Here is a 20,223-nt window from a genome sequence, read left to right on the forward strand (position 1 = left end):
TATTCCCACTATTTGATTTTCATCTTCTTTAGATCAGCATACATTTCTTGACGCCTTTTCAAATCGTATACAAAAATATAGAATACTCCCATTATCATAAGAATCATTCCACCCAGCAAAAGATACAGCGTTCCTGTAAAATGAAAAACGATAATCGAAAAAATGGAGAAAAATAGTATCAGAAAAATCGCTCCTTTGTTTTGATCCAATTCTACATTTGCTAACAGTAAAAAATCATTTAATTTTTTCTGATCTATTTTTATCTTTTTTACTACAATTTTTTTTTCAGACAATCTTTTTTGTTGTACTGTTCCGCCAACCGCACCAGTTAGACAGCCCAAAATAACTGTTATCAAAACTCCGAATAATTCATGCCGACTATCTAGAGTTATATGACTAAACTGTCTGATAAAAGCACCACTTAATAGAAATGTAGTAACTATCAAAGCTGTACTAGCTTTTTTTTCACTATGATAGACACATCCAAAGTCCCCAGTTTCTTCATCAAAGTAAATTTTCTTCTTATCATCTGTTTTACATACATAGACTTGTTTTTTTCTACTTTTTTCTATCATTTTTGTTTTTCCTTTGATTTTTTCTAATCGAGTCGTATGCCTTATCTGTTGCTAGACCTACTGCCCAACCAGCTATAGCTCCAACTACAATAGCTGGTCCTATGGTCAATCCTGCCGCTGTGATCCCAGCACCTATTACTACCCCTACACCAGTGTTAATTAGTGTTTTATCCATCGCAGCTTGCTTGCTTTCTCCTGAGCTTCTTTGCAAACCGTATTCGATTGCAGGCCCTAGTATTGGAACGACTTTGCTCGCTGCACCTGTTGCTTTCGCTCCTGCATATATAGCCGAAGAGACGCCTGATCCAGAAACTTTCGTTCCAACATTATAAACAAATGTTGAAGCTGCCGGTCCAAATTCTTCTAGAACGTCTAATCCAGAATCTAGAAAAACGCTCGTTTCAAAATCAATCATTCCACTCGTAAATTCTCTCATGTTCAATTTTTTTGTATTTTTTTGCTTCGGTCCAACTTCACCAAGCTCAGAATTGATTTGATTTATTATTCGATCAAGCTCTGCTTTTGACATTGTCCCTTTCATAACGGCCATTGATGGATGGATATTACTTATTGCTTGTCTTTTAGCTCTCAATTGCTCCTTTTCAAACTCTTTGACTGAAGCATGTTGTTTACTAACCCCATTCTTAAATGCTTTATTTTGATAAATCTCTAATGATTTCGGATTCGTATAGCTTAATCCTGCAACACCTTTCAGGCTATTAATCTGTGATTGCTGCTGAGAAAGAATACTGCTAATCGCCTTACTGGATTTCTTCCCATTGAATGCTGCCATCCAATTTTTCGTGTTGGTAAGAATCTTTTTCGTCTTTTCCATTTCTTCGGTGAAGCCTGATCCAGATACAGTGCCAACAGAGACCAGATCACTGATTGAGCTATAAACGGTTTTAAATTTGGATTCAATTTCTGTAAACTTTGATAACTGATCGGAAAATTTACTTTCCGCTGTCGTCAGTGCTTCTGTATCAATAATAGCAGCCCCACTAGATTCTTTCACTGTTGACTTGAAATCACTAATGGCTTTTTCAAAGCCCGTAGATAAATGATGCATTGCATCATAATAATTCGTTAATAACGGTATTTGATAATTATTAATTTGCGCATCAATTGCTGTTTTAACAGATCCTGATAATCCATCACTGCTTGCGACTCCTTTCCAAGAACTTTTAGCACTATTAATTTGCCCCTGTAGCTTTGCCTTGGAAGAATCAATACTTGTTTTGGCTGCTGTTACTTCGGACATCACTATTTTCAATTCGATCGCCTCACTTTATATAAATGGGATCGGTTGCCTGCTTCGATCCATTGTTTTCTCAACACTTCAAAGACAAATTTTTCTTCATACTCATTTGTCAATCCAGATGAGATCACCCTCTTAATCATCAGATTCGTTATATAGATCGGTTCAGTTTCTGGCATCATCCCGAATGGCCAAAGCGATGCAATATAGTCGATGCAGGCAGTTGAATCTTCAAAAGGAAGCCTTCGACCATGGATCAATACGGAAAGGCCTACTTCACTATCACCAAACATTTGTTTTAACTCATCGGAGAGCAATTCTTCATTCAATTCGATCACACTGCCTGTAGGGTATATTTCACTAAAAACGGCATCAATCAAGCCCATATAGTTTAAGTATTGATTGAAAGTCAATGTGAGTTCCACAGGGTTTCGTTGGATCATTACTTGTTGCTCATCGTAATCAAAATGTACTTGGAAACGCGCTCCTATCGTCGGCTTATACTCAAACTCTGCTTTTTCTTGAAAAAATGCCAGATTGACATTTCGAAACAATACAGACTGACCACCTAAGAAAAGCCCGATACTTTGCAACTCTTCAAGATTACTCATTTCCAAATTTTCTTCAGTACAAACCTGTTGCCACAATTCTCTTCTCTGATTCATCCTTTATCACTTCCCAACAATTTTCATGCTGGATGCCCCAGCTTTGTCATCTTTTGCTTTGTTCTCTCCGGCCTTGATCATTTTGGTCACATCTTGTTCAGCCATGCCCTTATAGCTAGCGAGAGAACGATTAATCTCTGAAATCATTTCTGTAAATTGAGTAAAGGGGGATAAATTGGTCTGTCCAAAAGTAACAGAAGCTACTTTTCCGATATTTCCTGCAGAACTGCCTGCTTTGGAAACCTCTCCTGACCAACCGCCCTTCACTCCTACTCCTGACTTTGCCATCTTTTTTCCTCCTTATGCTCGTAAACTTCGAGCCGCTGCGGTAAGGCTCGCAATGCTCGTACTCAGTGAACCAATCGACATACCCATCCGTTGTGAATTCTCTTTCAATTCAGTCAATTTCTTATCAATGAGTGTTTGGTTCTTTTTATGTTTACTTACTAATTTTGTTAACTTCTTCGTCACATCGCCAACTTTTGAATCATATTTATCTCGGCGTGTTCCCTGAAAAGACCCAGAATCAATAGACTTTAAGCTACTCGTTACACTCGAACTAAAACTAGATAAAGCGGATAGTGCACTTGTTAACTCACTCTTAGCCTTTTCCAAACGTTCAATTTTTCCATCAACTTCTACTTTTTTAGCTTTTACATCATTCAATTTAAGTTGTTGTTGGTGAGCAGCACGTTCTTTTGCTTCTGCTTGTCGAATACGTGCTTCCTTTGCTGCATCGCTCATTTACTACCCCATCCTTTCATTCTTTGTTTAGAAACTATTTTTAATCATCTGTCTTCTTATTTCATTGGAACAGTATAAATTCCATCTTCGACACTTAATTTAACCAATAAAATCTACACAGATTCTTTTTAGTCTGACTTTACTTTTCTTTTCGTTGAACATACACAAACCATCAACAATAAACTACTAATAAATAACACTCTCGTTTTAATGACCTTTTTTAAGCTTTAAATATTCCGCACGAGAACTCTTTGCATCTTGTTTCATGGTTGGATAGGCTCGTTTTATATCAGCGGCACTAATGAAAAAGAAAATAATCATTAGCAGTTGAAGTGGAATTAAAATTAACCCTAAAAGTACAAAGTAAGTGTCCCCAAATCCGCCTTGTTGGATATCTGAGAATAAAACAGGAATCAAAAGTAGTGAAATTATGTTTGAAACATAGAGTATACTTGGAGCCACATATTTTTTTTGAAACGACTCTCAATTTACGAGCCTCAATATGCGCAAATATAGTAAAAACAAAGAGCACACTGCCTATCGTAGTTCCTATATCAATCCCTAAGTAAGACAAAATCAATATGGTTATAAATAAAATCGGTAAGCTTACATAATAGCCGTACGTATTATAGGGCCTACTCTCACTTTTCATCTTTTGTTTTGCTGCTTTCAATGTTTCTTTCAAAATATCTCTCCTCTTCATTCCTTTATCAATAGCTATTTTGCTCACTAACCAGCTTCACCCGGCAGGCATTCCTACCTATAAAGAAGTGACTTTCATCCAACTCAACGGTTGGCTCGTTGTAGCTGCTTTTCACGTTGACAAAACTTTGATCCACCAAGCGGGTGCCTGCCATTCCGGCTGGAATATTGGCTCGTAAGGTTTTATTGACATCATCAAAGCTGTTTTCGATTTGTTTTTGATTGCCTTGCAGGATGAAATAGATACCTACTTTTGGTCCTTTCTTCAGGTAGCGATTAAAGTTCTCACTAGTGATAAAGGATTTATCACTAAATGATTGAACATCTGGGATATAGACGAACATCGGCTCATGAATCCCGCTGGCTTCGCGTTCACTGATTTCACTGATCAAGTCATTGGTAAAGGTACTGTACTCACCTTCAGAGACCAACATGTCCGCACTTTCTGAATAGGGTTCAAATCGATCCCCACTATTAAAAATGACCCGTTGTGCTTGCCCAGCCAATCGTTTGAAGTTTTCCATGATGACTCCCTCAATGGATTCAGTCTGTTGCGGTGTATCGTCTCCGATCACGAAATAACCATGAGCTTTGGGATCAAATCCGACCACCGCTGTCGACTCTTTATCCAAAGCAATCGGCAGCTGCAGCTGATCCAGCATAAGCTGCGTTTCTTTATTTCCATAGAATTCTTCCAAGCTGATAACATTGGACAACATTGGAATCTTCGTAGGCCGCTCGCCTTTCCAAGCGTGATCGATTTCTACGATTTCCGCTTCGAGATGGTTCAACCGATCAATGTCATTTTCACCTTTTGCTGGCAGATAGATTTGAACCTCCTGCGGCATTTCTAATTTGATTTGTGCCCGACCGATAATTTCTTGCGAGATCAACGCATCACGACCAACGACATCGCGGATCGCGCCATCTTCGACCAAGAACAGGCCAATATGAGACGGAATATTACTCGACATGCTCATCTTGAAGCTATTGGTTCGTAAGACAGCCATTACAGCATAAAGCCCTAAACTAGCCCCTTCTCTTAATAATTGATTCAGCACAGACTCGATTGGTTCCTCTAATGGGCATTCTTTGATCGCATCAAAACCATCCACGACTGTGACGATTACAGGTAAAGAGACACCAGCTTTCTTCTCATATTGTGAAAGGCTGGCAACACCATAGTTCGTGAAAGCGTCTTTTCTTTGTTGGATCTCGGTACGAATTCGTTTCAAGAATTTCAATAGCTTCTCTTCTTCCTCCAAGCGAACATGATCCACTACATGCGGCAGCTCCTTTAATGGCAGCAAGCCATTCGTTCCAAAATCAAAGAGGTTGAATTGAACTTGCTCAGGATTATTTTGCCGCGCTAAGTTCATTAGCAAGGTTTGCAGGAGGGTTGATTTACCAAAGCCTGGTGAGCCATAAACCGCGGTATGACTGAAGCTTTCTAAATCAAAATCAAAATTGACCTGCTCTTGACGTGTCGGAATATCCATTAATCCTAACGGTACGGCTAAGCGACGTTCCTTTTTCCATTCATTTAAATTGATCACCGGTGTATCGAGAATTTCTTCTAACGGCGGAAGCCAAGGTTTATCCGGCAGAACCGCACTAGAATGATCGGCGTATTTAGCGATAGCTTCAACAACTGCATCTAACTGTGTTTGTTCTTCTTCCTTTTTAACGACTGCGACTTCATCTTCAGAAAGGTCCATAGTCAGTAATTCATATTGACCTAGATTATTAATCCACCAGATCCGCTCGTCGATTTTTTCTTCATGGGTCGCATTTGGATCGTAGGTGGCACCACTCCAAGCGGATTGGAACAATTCGTAAATTTCATTGTTTCCGACTTGCAGATACGCACGGCCAGGTTGGGTAATACTTGCCGCATCCGGTGTTTTGATAATCTCATTTGAATCAGCAGGATCGGCTACTTTCAAAGCGAGTTTGAAACGAGAGTTAGACCAGATTTGATCATCCACGACACCGCTTGGTTTTTGCGTTGCCAAAATCAAGTGAACCCCTAATGATCGACCGATCCGAGCTGTGGAAACTAATTCTGCCATGAAATCAGGTTCGTTAGCCTTCAACTCGGCAAACTCATCGCTGATTAGGAACAAATGAGGCAATGGATCACTTGGATATTTTCTCTTTTCTACTGGATCGGTGATTTCTTTTCCTTGTTTATAAAGCTTGGTATAGCCATTGATATGATTGACCCCGAACTCACCAAATTTTCGTTGACGCTTCTGCAGCTCCGCACGAATACTTTGCAGCGCACGAGCAGAACTGGCCCCATCTAAGTTGGTGATAGAGCCTAATAGATGCGGTAGTTTCGCAAATAGATTTGCCATCCCACCACCCTTAAAGTCGATCGGCAGGAACCCAACATCCTCTGGCGCAAAATTGACCGCCAAAGATAAGATATAGCTTTGAACGATTTCGGATTTACCTGAGCCGGTCGTCCCAGCAACTAAACCATGAGGGCCGTGTGCTCGCTCATGCAAGTTCAATGAGACAATATCGTCTTTCCCACGTAGCCCTAACGGCACTGCTAATGACTTAGAGGTATTGGCCTTTTGCCAGCGCTGAGCAATCTGCAGCTCCTCAGTTCTTTTGACTTCATACATGCCAAGAAAATCGATTGCTTCTGGAATTGCATTTTTTTCTACTTCCACATGGTTCAGATTTGCCAGCCGTTGAATCGCTTCGGTTACGGTAAATTCCTTTGGTAAATGAACAGGGCGGAAAAATTGACTCACATACACATGATTTTCATTGACTAAAGTTGCCGCTTCACTACTTTGGTATTCGATCATGGTCGTCGTTGTTTCCGGCAACATATTCGCTGTTTCTTTGCCCCAAATAACGGTGACTCCGTATTGACTCATGTCTTCGGCCAAATATTCATTCAACCCATGGCCGGATAACCAGCTCTCATCTAAGATCGTCAGTACATAATGGGGAGAGAACTGAATTTTTTCATTCTTTTCAGATTCTTTGAGCTGCTGCCGGCGTTTCGAAATCAGTTGATAAAAAGAATTGAGTCCCATATCACGACTTTGCGCATTGTGGATCATGCCCCGCAAATTTAATTGCTGCAATTGAAAATGGGGCAGCCACCGCCAATCATGCCATTTTTCTGCGTAATCTTCTTCATTTAATAAGGCAATAAACTGAACATCACGATACGAATGAAAAACGGAGATTTGGAAAAGAATCGTTTGAACGGCGTTACGAAGATTGTCTGGCGTTCCCGCTAAACCAATCGTCTGATCAAGTAACGTGGTAGTAATCGGTGCATCCTTCAACATTTGATGCGGCCAAACGATTTTCTCCTCTGCAAAATCAGCTAAAGGATCCGCTTCATTTTCATTTTTACGAAAATCGACTTTGAAGCTCGTTGGAATTTCGCCAGTTCCTAAACGGAATTGAAGAAAATCTGCATTCATTGCCGTCCGTTCATAAATTCGCGGATGGTACTCTTTCGTCATCTGAGATACTGTTTCCATCGCAGGATTCTGGTATTCCAAAGCCTCCCGCTGTTCGGCTGATAATTGTTCTAATTCTTTTTTCTGCTGAATCATATAACGTTGGTAGGTCTCATCACGCAATTCATTTTTTCGTTTAGTTTCCTTTTTATTGGTAAAATAACTAGAAACTGAAAAGCCGGCGGTGAGTAAGCTCGCTCCGCCCATACTGAGCATCATAATCGGATTTCCTCCGCTCAATACACTAGAGGCACCACTGAGTACAACCATTCCTAATGGCGGAACAATCGATCGAAGAATCTCGCTTTTTCCCTCTGCAGTTTTCGCGCTCGGTGGCGTCACGGTCTGCTCCTTTTTAGGCGGTTTAAGATGGATTCGCGGACTGCGGCGAAAATCAGGGAAGCTGACTGGAAACTCATTTTTCATTGCTTCAGGCATCACTTTGCGAAAATCCAATTTGACGTTCTGTTTCAAACAAGTGATCTTGAATTGCTTTTCCCGTCGTTCGATCATAACACCGCTGATAATGACACGATCACCGACACCGAATTCTGTTGTCAGTTGTGCCACTCGTTGATCATTCCAGTAGACTTTCTCCCCATTTGCCTCCACTCTCAATTTCAATTCTTTCTTATCTTCTTTAATAGAAAGGACGCCAATAGCTTCGCTTGCAATGCAAATTTCTGAACCCAATGCTTTTGAGATTATCCACTTCTCTTTTGGCAAAGTTGTCGTAAAGACAGTTAAATCAGAATGAGGCAATAAAATCATTTCTTTTTCAGGTTTTACAGAATTTTCAGAGAAGATTTTTCCGTTTACACAATTGATTACCGATCCATGAAAATGAACCCTTTGTCCTTCAGAAAGTTCGATATGGTCAAAAAGCTCTCCTAAAAGAAAGACATCATAAAGGATTGTTTCCTTTTCTATGATTTGATCGTCAATCGAAGGACAAGGCTGATTATTTAGCTTGGTCATCATTGGCTTGTCCTCCCAGCAATTTCACATAATTGTTGATTTGTTCTTCGTATTCCTTCAACAACTCTTGTTTCTTCTCGCCATCCATTCGGGAATTAGCCTTTGTCGCATCGTATAGCTTGGTATACGCATGAAGAACGTATTGATTATCTCCAATATTTTTCGCTAGGCTTAACGCTTTTTCAAAATCACCGCGACCTAGATAAATCCAGAAAAGTAACGTGTTCTCACTGGATTTTTGGGAAATCGTGTTTAGAACAGCTTCCTTCTGTTCATTGGTCAAACTGTCTAATTGAATATAGCTGACTGCCAAAATATACTGCGCCGAAGTCGGCAACTTTTCCGCTTCATCTTGTTTCAATTCTGTCGCTGCACCAGAGTAATCGTTGAAGATGAATTTCGATTCCGCTTCGATTACCCGCTCTTGTAAGGGAACAATTCGACTCGCATAGACGGACAAACCGATCCCTAAGCCAATGGCAACAATCAGCAGTCCGATACTTCCCCACTTAAATAAACGATAATACGATTTCCTCACTAGTTTCTTTTCCCGTCGATTCCTTTCCCGCAGAATCGTAATGGATTCTGAAAGATACTGATCGATCTCTGCTGGTGTCGTCGCAAGATAGATTTTTTCTACTAAAGAATGCTTAACGGCTCCTAAACCATCTACTAATCCTGCAAAATCAAGTTTCGGCTGCAGAATAAAGCAAATTAGTGCCTTATATTGTTTTAAAAAATCTGCATCGGTTGGTTGAAAAGGAGCAACGATTTCTAATAACCCTCGATGACCTAATCGAATTGTGTTACCAACAACAAATAAATTTTGCGGATGCATAAAAGGGTTGATCAATTGCTGGTGCTGCTTCAAAAGAAAACGCAGCTTTTGAGCCAACTCCAAACGTTCCAACTCATTCGAACGTTCAGCCAATTGCGCTACTGGCTCTCCAAGTTTTGGGATCTCATAATCAATCACCAATTCTTCTTCCGTATGTTGAACGATTTTCCCTTTTAAGCAATCATCCGTTTGCTCAAGAATCGTTTGATAGTGTTCAATCATCGTTCCTTTAAACTGATTCGCCGTTAGTCGTGTGGTTAATATTTCTTGATTTAACGTTTGCTCGATCGTTGTTGAGCCATCATTTCGTTCCATTATTTTTTTTCTCCGTTCTCACAAGTAATTGATCACCATCACTGACTGGATAGTTGGCTAACGGCAACCGTGGATTGATCCTAATTGGCTTATTGATCAACTCTAAAGAAAAGCTGTCCGGCAACGTAAAATTCATGATCGCCAGCGCTTCTTGTAGCAACGGTACCAGTTGCTCCAGCGTTACCCGATTCGGGATACGCAGATCAATCACCCGTTCATTAAAATGTAGGCCAATGTTGATTGCTGTTTTACCTTCCAAAATTGTTGCCCCCTATTTTTTTCTAACAAAAACCGTTGAAAATCTTCGTCCCAACAGAATCCCCAGAACTAGCATGCCAACAACCGCTACTGCGGCAAAGAAATAAATCAATCCTTTTGAGATAATCCCTGATTGTTGTATTCCTTGATTCGAATGTGCAGCTGCGCCTTCATAGTTTTCTAGAAATAGTTTTTTAACATACACTTTTTGGGCTTGACCTGTTTGAGGTAATTGTTTCGCTACAAATACCTGCTCTTTTGCTTGCTGCGAGATTTTTTCATGGGCTGCTAAATTTTGTTGATTGATAGCTGTTTTATGTTCTAAAAACAGATCCGGTGCGATCAAGTATTCGATCGAATCTTCCTTTTCTTTATTTTTTTCATAGATCACCTGATTGTTGATCGTCAATTTTCCATTTTCGGCTGAAGCCTCGCCGCTAATAAAAAATGCGGCAATTAACAACATAAATACACCTAAAAATTTTTGCTTATTCATGATCGATCACCTGTCCTAATGGTTCACCCATTGCATCCTTTTGCACATTCACTAAGAAGTTCAACCCTAAAGCAATCAGAATAAGCAGAATTAAAATCAAATAAGTCAGCCATCCAATCGACAGACCATTGATTAATGCGCTGTATCCATTCTCGATATTCTGTAAAGGTGAGAACCTAAATATAAAACGGACGATACTTCCAGGTGTCGTTGTCATCCCTAATAACGGAGTCATCATTAAGTAAAATCCAAAGAGTACGCCAACAACGAACAAACTCGACCTTCTAAACTGTCGTGCGAAAGCTGTAGTGAACAATAAACACATCAAGAAGACTAAGAATGTGTAACTGGCCCAGCTACCTACTGATTTCACGTTGACCATTGATGTCGTCAGCCCACTGACAAAACCAGCAATGATACAGCTAATAACTAATGTTCGTAGCGCATTTGGTGTATTTTTCCAAATACGACTTTGCGTAACAAAAAAATCGTACTGGCGCAACTGTCGTTCAAACAAACTTGATGAAAGTCCGTAGCCGATAAAAATCGCTACCAATGTTCCAATGAATGTTAAATAATAAGGAACCACGGAGATCGTGCGACTTTCACCAAACGCACCTAACGTGTTCATTGGACTCGCTAAGAAATTAAAGACTTTCTGATTGTCTGCACCGCCCTGTCGTGTATTCGCAAGGACTTTATCAAAATTTTTGCTATAACTATCATTGGTGGTATCTTTTTCATTTGCATCTTTCACGACCTTGTCCAAGTTATTCAGCACTTTATCTGCGTTTCCATGAACCTCTTTCGTCGTTTTCGTTAAGTCTTCAATTTTCGATCCCACATCTTCGACTTCAGCGGCCGATTTACTCGTAGAATCAGCGGATTGCTTCGCTGTCTCTACAAGTTGCTTCATTGAATCTACGATGGCTGCCGTCGATTCGGCGATCGGTTTCGTATCGCCAGACTCCGGATGAGGGTTCTCATCGTTGATAATTGATTCGGTCTGAACCTTGTCCGCTTCTGTCCAGCTGCCATAGGTTGTTGCGATTTGTTCATTTGCCTGCTTAAACCATTGATTAAGTTTGTTGGCTTCATTTTTCAGCATTTCCGGTGTCATCATAAAGTGCAACGTGCTATAGAGTGTATTTTTTTCATTTGCCGCATTGTCTTTTGTTCCGATTGTTTGAAGCAGGGCGTTGATTTGAGCTTCTGTTTGGCGGTAGAGTTTATCGCCGCCATCTTTATATTCTTTTACCAAAGAATTTTGGATCAAATTCTTTTTCGCTTCGTCCGTGATATTGTCATATGAATGATAAATCGATTCGCTAGTCGCAAAATCTTCTAGTTTCATTCCAACATTTGCCGGATCGTTAATTGTAGCAAGATAACTCGCTACATTTGATTGCTGACTTGGATCAGCAAAAAGCGTCATAATCTGTTGTGCACAGCCGCCTAAAGCTTCAAATTGCGCTAAAATATGTGGTAAATCATTGATCAATGGGCTTTTTTTATCAACAAAGCTCGCGTAATAACCCGAAACCTGTTCAGAACCATTTACACTCCAGTTATAGATCAGGTTAACAAAAGACTCTTTAGATTCTATATCTGACAATGTCCATTGAATCGTTGGTTGGATTGTTACGCTAATTTGATTCGGTAAATTAGCAGGTGGCGTACCACCTGGTTTCAATGCCATAGTAATGGTTAGGCTTTGTGAAGAAGCTGGTGTAACTGTAGCTTCATAGTCATAAGCGCTCAATTGACCATCAAGTGTTGCTTTGATCTGTGTTGCAAGAACTGCTGCATCCTTGATTTCTATGTTAGAACCTGAATTTAAATCAAGCGTAGTCGTTCCAGTAGTTTGGATGACAAATGTTCGCGATTGAACAATATCAACTGGGTTTATATGTGGCGCATTGTTGTTGGATAGGTAGGTAAATGTCGGCCCCGAATTAAAAGCTACTCCATAATCAAGAGCGTATCGCTCGATGATTCTCAATTCTTGTTTATATTGATCCGCTTGCGGTGTTGTAATCTTCCCTTCACTAACTAGAAGATTCAATAAAGCTTCTAGTTCTCCGCTATTTAAAGTATTGATCTTATCATTCAATACTTGCAGGTATTGAGCTTTCAATTTTGATGAATTCTGACTAACAGAAAGATCAGCCATGTTTAATATCGCTGTTTTCGCATCTTCATCGGTTGCAGTGTCAGGTGTCTTTTCTCCGTCGGCATAGTAGGTTTCAGCGATTGTTTTTCGCAATTCTTTTAAGGTCTCTACTTGTTCGGTCAACTGAGTAATTTCATTTTCTATTTCCGCTTTGCGCTCTGCTTGGTTTTCTTGAAAATAAGCGGCTTGTGCATAAAAATCAGCCAAGACACCGCTGGTCTTCGAAGAGTTTGAATCCGTTTGATAAAAGTTGTTCATCTGCTGCATCAAAGAATGATTCAATCCGTCAAATTGTCCTTGGTAATTCGTCAGATCACTTTCCCACTGCAAAGCTAATTGTTTTTTTTGAAGCTCAACCTGATCGTTAAATTGCTTGATCGCCTCTTCTATTTTTTTATTTACATCATCTGTGAATTGATCTACAGTCTCTTTATTCTTTTCAACGGATTCACTGGAGCTGTTTAATCCCTCGTTATTTGAATCCAGTAATTGCTTTACGGAATCGACAAAGCCTTTTTGCTCTGCAATAAATCGTTTATTATCCTCATCTAAAATACTAGAAACATCCAACACAGACGAAAAACCACTCGGTAATTCTTTAAACGGACTCTGAATAGTTGATGCTAATTCTGTATGGGTTTCCTTATCGCCTTTGACGATAGTGTTTACATTTCTTTGCGCCTCAGAAAGATTACCGACAATGCTGGAAAAATACATTTGAACAATTCGTTGATTGAATTCTTTTAGGATGCTGTCCACTTTTATCTGGACTGTCTGATTCGTTAACTCATTCTGTCCTTCACCCACTTGATAATCCACCACAGCCTGATCCGGCGCAATGCTTTTCAAATCCAATAATCTCTCAGAAAAATTTTGCGGAATATAAATGACCGCATCAAACTGACCGTTAGTAAGCCCCGAATCCGCAACACTTCTCGTTGTAGTTTGCCAATTGTGCTCTAAATCATTGTTGATCAAGGTCACAAAATCTCTGCCTAATATGTATTGCTTATTCTCAAACTTCGCACCCTTATCCTCATTTACTAACGCATAGGTTACTTGCTTTGTCCGATCCTCACCCGCTTTTCTGAGATTGTCATCCTTCAGGGCAAAAAACAACAGTAGTGTAACTAGCACTATCCCGCCAATCGTTATGGCCAGTAAAGAGAATGTGCTATCTATTTTCTTTTTCATATTCTTTCCCTCAAAAAAACGCCAGCACGGCTTGTGTGCTGACGTTTTCCGCTCTTTTAATTTAATCCAAATGAACCAGCATCTTGACGGTCGCGTTCTGCCACTGTATCCGCATATTTGTTCAACTGTCCATGAATACTCTCCAACAGTTCTTCCATTTGTTTTACGTTACCTTCCAATTGGTTATACTGTTCTAGATAAGCACGGAACGCTTCCCCTTGCCATTGCTGAGAGATCGTTTGATTCATTGAGTTCACCTTGCGAATCGCATCCTCGATTTGTGATGATGCTTGTTGATACACCTTCGCTTGCGATTTCAGCTGCTCGGGTGTTACTGTAATTGCTCCTGACATTTAATAACTCCTCCTTGAAAACATAGGTTATTTTAACACTTGTTATTCTACATCGCCTTTACAAAAATATCAATAAAAATTATATTTATTTGAAATAGAAAATATACCCGTGGTGCTAGTTGATTAGAAACTGAGAAAAATAAAAACTTTGCGATAGAATAAGCTCAAAACAACGACGAAATGAGGGGTTATTCTATGCAAAGTCAAACTAAATATATCGAAATTTACACAAATACTCAACTAATGTTTTCTGAAATTCTAGAAATCATTCAGTCACTTTACAAAAGATACGTTCCTGCGAAAATAAAAAATCGAAAGAACACTCATCTGTTAAAGCAACCTGATACCGTCATCATTTCTTGTGTTATATGGGGAATGATGAATGGATTAACTACTCAAAGAGCTATATATCGCTCCGTACGGAGCGTTTTAGCATTAGAACATTTTCCTGATCGATCAAGATTTACTCGATTATGTGTCAACCTAACCACAGCTATTAAACTCATTCGTTACCGTTTTGTGATTGAACATGCCAATCCTAAAGATCAACTTTTTGCAATTATTGACAGCTTTCCTAGCCCATTGTGTAAACCCGTAAGAAATCGAAGAGCAAAAGTTTTGTCTGAAGTAGCTGATATCGGCTACAACTCAACTAAAAAGTTATATTTTTACGGATTGAAGATTAGTGTTATGGTTACCAAAACTGGCTTTCCCTTAACTTACACAGTCACTAAAGCTTCAATTCATGATGTGAATATGGCTGAAACACTTGCCTTTGATTGTCCTATTGAAAAACTATTGGGCGATAAGGGCTACGTTAGCTCAGACATGCAAAAAAGACTGTTGAATAAAGGTATAGAGCTATCTACTCCAGTAAAAAAGAATGCCAAAAATAACAATAAACTTAACGATTCATTATTATCTGAACACCGCAAGGTGATTGAAACGGTGTTTTCTAGTTGGGAAAATTTTGGGATTCAGAATTTTAAAAGTAGGTCATTATTAGGGGGGAAAGTCGATTAGAAAGCATCTTGCTTGTCTACTGTTTAATGCTTTCTAAGGCACAAGAACGTTATGGAGAAACGTTAAAATACTCTTTGGGGCGTTTCTAAAATCAACTAGCACCACGGGTAAAATATATATGTCTATATAAATTATGTTTTAGCTATAAATTACTTAATTACGAATGTTGCTATCTAAAAAAAGAGAGAGGCAAAAATCATATTAGTGGAAATTGATCTTAATGTATAGATGAATTTTTGATACAAATCGAGCAAACAATATCATTAAAAAAATTTGTCAATGTACAAGACACCAAATTGGCGAATCAAAATTGATGATCTCGTGATCGCAGAGCTAGACTACACATTGAAACGTATAGATGTGCACAGATTTCGTCATACACATCACTCTTTTAACTCAAAATGGGCAACGTTCAAAATTATCCAACAACGCTTTGGACAAAGCGATTAAAAAATGACATAAATTTTTTACGTAGTTGCAACAGCAAAATAGGAATGATGTTATATCAACATTTTTATACTACAAGTTCGACTCTCGCCAGCTCCATAAATGGTTTTTAGTAGTTGAAGTAAGATGAAGAAGTGCTGAAATCACGCGGTTCTAGTGCTTTTTCATTTTCTAAAGTTTGCAATAAATTGCAGTAGTTTGAAGTAACAAGACAGCCACTTTCCAAAAGGAATGACGTTAACGCGTTGTTCCTATTTTTAATGAAAAAACCCCATCTCACTGAGATAGGGCATGACTTGTATTTAATTGTAACTCATAAACAATTGGGTTCCATATACTGTGTTTTTATCTGTGAATAGTCCGATACCAATATATTTGTAATTTGCATCTAACATGTTAGCTTTGTGACCAGCACTGTCAAACCATTGATCATATAATCGTTGACCGACTCTTTGTCCATCTGAGAATGAAACAGAACTGTTTGTAGCAATATTTTCTCCAAAATAGCCAGCATTGTTAATACCAAACTCAGCTAAGACTGTTTTACACTCTGAACCATCAGGTCGATAATGAGAGAATAATTCTTGAATTTCTCTTGCTCTTAAACCAGCCGCCGAATTTAATTGCGTCAGCGCTTGAACTGGTTGCCTACCATATTGCGCACGCAAAGCATTAACATTGGTGAGAATAGTGCTAACAGCTTTTGCTTTTTCAGTGTCGGACAATACTTCGTACCTTGATACATAAAAATCATAATTGTACGTTTGACCACCGATCCAATTTTTTTGTTGATAGGTTACGCCATCAGATAAATCAAATTCATTTTCATCCAATCCAAGATTTTTTGTTGCAGGCTGATAACTTTCACCATCATTGATTGTTTTGACGATGGTCTTATAGAACACATCATCTACATAAACATGTAAGTTAAATGTGTCGGGTCGTTTGATTTTTTCATACGTGAATGTGATCGTCGCGTTGTTTTGTACATTAATTGTTTGTGATGCATTACCAATCAATTCATAATCAGTAAAGGTCCTTGCTTTTGCTGTGAAATTTTGACCTTTTTCAGCTTGATTTGTAGTTGAATCAAGCAATGTATTGTCTGTAGTAATGTGTTTTGTTGTCACAGTGAATTTTGGTTTTGGTTCTGGATTTTTCTTGTAAGAAAATGTGATGATAACAGAACCCTTAACAGTAATGGTTTTTGCTGCTTGTCCAATCAATGTGTAGCCACTAATTGAAATAGCTTTTGCGGTATACTGTGTGTTTTCAACAACAAACTCATTTGTCGTTTTAAGATTTTTTCCGTTTTCATCATTATGTTGTGTTGTAATGAGATGTTTTTGTACAGGTGGTGCATTTTTTGTGTAGTTAAAGGTAATTGTTTTGTTGCCATTTACTGTGACTGTTTGAGAATTGCTACCTTTTAATGTATAGCCAGAGAAGCTTCCAGCTTTTGCTGTGTAAGATTTTCCTTTTTCAATAGATATAGATGCAGATTTTAATGTTTTTCTATCTGATCCAACATGTTTAACAGTCACGGTATATTTGGTAATAGGTTTAGGTGCAGGTTTCGGCGGTGTAGGATTAGTGTTATTAATTCCATACCAAGCAATCCCTTCATTACGCCAACCTACCTTTAACAAATTCTGTTGTTCCCCATAATTTACAGTGTAGTTGTGGGAGCCAGCTTTTGCATTTGGATTGTACGCTCGATAAAGCGGAACTGATTTTTTCGTGTCTGAATACCAGCCAATCCCTTCGTACTTCCAGCCAACTTTTACTAAATGATTCTTTTCATTGGCATTCATGGTATAGTGATGATCGCCAGCATTTTTGTTGTACATACGATAGACCGCATTCCCACCAGATGGTGCTGTCCAACCAATCCCCTCGTACTTCCAACCGATCTTGTTTAAATGATTTTTTTCGTTTGTGTTGGCTGTGTAGAAATGCTCTCCACTGTTTGGATTGTACAAGCGATGCATTTCTGCTGCACTAGCTTTGTCCGCAAATGCGACTGTACCAAAGAACGCTAATGACAAGACAAACAATTTCCTCAACTTATTCCTTCTCACTAAATTTCCTCCTTTTTTGTCAGATGACAAACATTCTAAGATAATCATATCTCACATTTAAGAGCAAAACAATACATATAATACATAATCCGATCATCAATTAATATATTTTTTTGTTAACAAAGTTCATCGCGTTGTTAACGAAAGAGATAAAACTGCTAACAATCTGTTAGCGAACTGTTAACACCATTTTCGACGTTAAATCTACTCTACTCTACTCGTTAACAAATTCCATTTACGATTTAAAATAACACTTTATTTGGCAACATTAACTCTAAAAAAAGAGATTATCCATTAAATGATCTACATTCCAATACTAACGCGTCGTTCGTCATCTCTAACAGAGGGATGCGGATCCAACGTCCCCCTGTCCTACACTAATTATTTTAAATCGCAAAAAAGTTCCCTAATCCCCCTTTGCTACATCAACATTTTGGGGGGAGTAGGACCCTATGGTCCCTCATCCTTCGAGAAAATCACTCTCAGAACTCGCTCCAAACGTTATCATACCAGTAGGTCCTTGATATGTGGGACCTTTTGCAAGCAAAAGTGGTGTCCTGACGACAAGAGCATAAGGGGCGTGTACTCACAAAAATTATTTCATAATTTTTCCTCGGTCAGCATAGCTGACTGCGCCCTTTACCGCACGAAATGCTACGCATCCCGTTAGCCGCGTTGCGGTGCTCTTAATTGCATTGTATAACAAAAAAAAAGACCCAATTGCTGGGTCCAAAATCTTTAGTCATCTATTTGCAATAAGATTTGTATCGCTTGCATGATGTATTCCTTTTTGTCTGACGATTCGACTTTGCTGATAATTTCTGACCATTCATCATCGAGTGTGAACATTGAAAAGAAATCATCATAAGTAATATCAAGCGATTTTATGATCTTATCGAGCGTTTGAACTGTCGTGTTAATTTCATTTCTTTCGATTCGACCTAAGTATGTTTCATCGATCCCTGACTTTTCAGCTAAAACGGCTCGCGACATATTTTTGCTCTCTCTGATCTCACGTAGTCTTTTCGTGACTAATTCATTCAACATATCAACGCCGCCCTCTCTCAAACAAATGATACAGACAAACAAGGTTTTTCAGCAGTTAATGATATGTATCTATTTGAATTATATTATAGTAATATATGTATTGAAAATGATCTGCAATTACTGTACGATTATTTAAGAATCACTAGCAATAGTCATGCGACTATCAATGAATGATTTGAATGAAGAACGAGGAGGTTAACTTATGAAAAAGAGAAAGTTTAGTAAATTGTTGGTTGTAACAACTTTATGCTGTATGACATTCGCACCTATCGCAGTCAACGCAGCCACTTGGAACGGCGTGGCTGGTGTTAGTGACAGCTTAGTAAATTCGATCACTCAATTTGAAAACGAAGCTGCTTCATACGACGACGAAATCAATCAACTCACATGGAGTATCAATCAGAATCAAGGCATGATCGACACATGGACACAAAATCTAAAATACGCAACTGATCCATCCTCACCTTATCATCAAGTGTGGAAAGGCCGTGAAGCTGAATGTCAGCAAGCGATCGATAATAACCGTGGTCCAATGATGCAACGTATTGCTCAACGATCAGCATTACAACAACGAAAAAATGCAGCATTAGCAAACGCACAAAACGCACGCTCACAAGCTGATGCGCAAGCAGCTCAAATTAAAGCAGAAGCAAACAAACCAAAACCTGAACCTGCACCAAATCCAGAACCTGCTCCTGTGCCGAAACCTGAACCAACACAACCGTCAGATGAAACAAAACCATCTGAGCCAGCTAAACCGGTTCAGCCAGAGTCGTCAACATCTGATTCTAGCTCGGCAGGAACAAGTGATTCATCAAGCAAAGAATCAAGCGAATCGTCGACATCTGAATCGTCAGAGTCAAACAATGAAAAGGATGATGAAGAAAATAAAGATAAAGACAAAGAAAAACCTGAAAAACCATCAGAAGCAAAAGATCCAAATGATACAGTTATCGAAAAAGAAGATGAAATTAAAGACGAGATCAATGATTTTGATCATAACAAAAACGTCAAAGATTTCATCACCAAAAATGATAATGGTTCCTACACAGCATCAGAAGACGCACTAAAACGTGCAATCTTAGATACGATCAACAAATATCGTGGAATTTATGATCTTGATGCCGTAAAACAATCAGATGAATTAGTTGATTATGCTGTTAACAAAGCTAAAGACGCAAAAGAACAAATGCCACTTGGCTTTTCAGGTCATTACGATTCAAAAGAATCAAGTGATGCTTATTATAAAGCTTTAGAATCATTGCGTATCAAACACAAAAATATTGGCTACTTGAAAAATGATCTAGCGTCATTCCAATCTGATTTCAACACTCGTGAATACGAATCACAAGAAGACGCACTAGAATCAATCAACAAAATTGCAGAAGGTATTGTTGGACCATATGGTGGATTCTTATCAGATGAACACATGTACGACATTTTGAATCCTTTCGCATGGTCAGCACATGTAGAACTTGTCTCATCACAAGAAACATATACCGATGTATGGACAGGACAAGAAAAATCAACAACTGTGTGGTACTTAGCATATGTGTACTCGGCTACCACTGAAAACTAA

At 38.9% G+C, this 20,223-nt stretch carries 15 protein-coding genes; 2 read left to right on the plus strand and 13 right to left on the minus strand.

Features of this window, described 5'->3' with window-relative positions:
* Positions 1–8: 8 nt before the first annotated feature.
* From IGI52_RS12245 to IGI52_RS12295, 11 genes are all read right to left on the minus strand, one after another.
* On the minus strand, positions 9–575 hold the full coding sequence (locus tag IGI52_RS12245) for a hypothetical protein (RefSeq protein WP_438781447.1): 567 nt from the start codon (positions 573–575) through the stop codon (positions 9–11).
* On the minus strand, positions 559–1,839 hold the full coding sequence (locus IGI52_RS12250) for a T7SS effector LXG polymorphic toxin (protein ID WP_438782249.1): 1,281 nt from the start codon (positions 1,837–1,839) through the stop codon (positions 559–561). The genes IGI52_RS12245 and IGI52_RS12250 overlap by 17 nt, the downstream gene beginning before the upstream one ends.
* 5 nt (positions 1,840–1,844) lie before the next feature.
* Positions 1,845–2,498: a DUF4176 domain-containing protein gene (locus tag IGI52_RS12255; protein WP_438781448.1), complete on the minus strand. Its 654-nt coding sequence runs from the start codon at positions 2,496–2,498 to the stop codon at positions 1,845–1,847.
* 6 nt (positions 2,499–2,504) lie between these two features.
* A complete protein-coding gene (locus IGI52_RS12260; RefSeq protein WP_438781449.1) occupies positions 2,505–2,786 on the minus strand; it encodes a hypothetical protein in 282 nt (93 codons plus the stop codon).
* Between the two features lie 12 nt (positions 2,787–2,798).
* Positions 2,799–3,242, minus strand: coding sequence for a YwqH-like family protein (locus IGI52_RS12265; protein WP_438781450.1), 444 nt, complete (start codon positions 3,240–3,242; stop codon positions 2,799–2,801).
* 710 nt (positions 3,243–3,952) lie between these two features.
* Positions 3,953–8,422 (minus strand): type VII secretion protein EssC, encoded by a 4,470-nt coding sequence (gene essC / locus IGI52_RS12270; RefSeq protein WP_438781451.1) that lies wholly within the window; start codon positions 8,420–8,422, stop codon positions 3,953–3,955.
* On the minus strand, positions 8,403–9,572 hold the full coding sequence (essB, locus tag IGI52_RS12275; RefSeq protein WP_438781452.1) for a type VII secretion protein EssB: 1,170 nt from the start codon (positions 9,570–9,572) through the stop codon (positions 8,403–8,405). Before essB ends, essC begins: the two co-directional genes overlap by 20 nt.
* A complete protein-coding gene (locus IGI52_RS12280; protein WP_438781453.1) occupies positions 9,559–9,831 on the minus strand; it encodes an EsaB/YukD family protein in 273 nt (90 codons plus the stop codon). Before IGI52_RS12280 ends, essB begins: the two co-directional genes overlap by 14 nt.
* Positions 9,832–9,843: 12 nt before the next feature.
* On the minus strand, positions 9,844–10,326 hold the full coding sequence (gene essA, locus IGI52_RS12285; protein WP_438781455.1) for a type VII secretion protein EssA: 483 nt from the start codon (positions 10,324–10,326) through the stop codon (positions 9,844–9,846).
* Complete coding sequence (gene esaA / locus IGI52_RS12290; protein WP_438781456.1) at positions 10,319–13,693, minus strand: type VII secretion protein EsaA; 3,375 nt, start codon at positions 13,691–13,693, stop codon at positions 10,319–10,321. The genes essA and esaA overlap by 8 nt, the downstream gene beginning before the upstream one ends.
* A 56-nt stretch (positions 13,694–13,749) precedes the next feature.
* Entirely contained in the window at positions 13,750–14,046 is a 297-nt protein-coding gene (locus tag IGI52_RS12295) for a WXG100 family type VII secretion target (RefSeq protein ID WP_218257399.1), read from the minus strand.
* A 195-nt stretch (positions 14,047–14,241) separates the two neighbouring features.
* Here IGI52_RS12295 and IGI52_RS12300 point away from each other — a divergent pair.
* A protein-coding gene (locus IGI52_RS12300) for an IS982 family transposase (RefSeq protein WP_438781457.1) occupies positions 14,242–15,158 on the plus strand; the annotation gives its coding sequence in 2 pieces (ribosomal slippage) (positions 14,242–15,055 and positions 15,055–15,158; 918 coding nt in all).
* Positions 15,159–15,818: 660 nt separating this feature from the next.
* On the opposite strand, the gene IGI52_RS12305 is transcribed toward IGI52_RS12300, so the two are convergent.
* Together IGI52_RS12305 and IGI52_RS12310 are read right to left on the minus strand one after the other, a co-directional pair.
* Positions 15,819–17,597 (minus strand): MucBP domain-containing protein, encoded by a 1,779-nt coding sequence (locus IGI52_RS12305; protein WP_438781458.1) that lies wholly within the window; start codon positions 17,595–17,597, stop codon positions 15,819–15,821.
* A 738-nt stretch (positions 17,598–18,335) separates the two neighbouring features.
* The gene (locus IGI52_RS12310; protein WP_438781459.1) at positions 18,336–18,644 is read right to left on the minus strand and encodes a helix-turn-helix domain-containing protein; all 309 of its coding nucleotides are present in this window, start codon (positions 18,642–18,644) and stop codon (positions 18,336–18,338) included.
* A 202-nt stretch (positions 18,645–18,846) separates the two neighbouring features.
* On the opposite strand from IGI52_RS12310, the gene IGI52_RS12315 reads away from it, so the two are divergent.
* Entirely contained in the window at positions 18,847–20,223 is a 1,377-nt protein-coding gene (locus tag IGI52_RS12315; protein WP_438781460.1) for a hypothetical protein, read from the plus strand.

This window comes from Enterococcus sp. DIV0187, assembly GCF_051713785.1.
Lineage (GTDB): Bacteria > Bacillota > Bacilli > Lactobacillales > Enterococcaceae > Enterococcus_A > Enterococcus_A avium.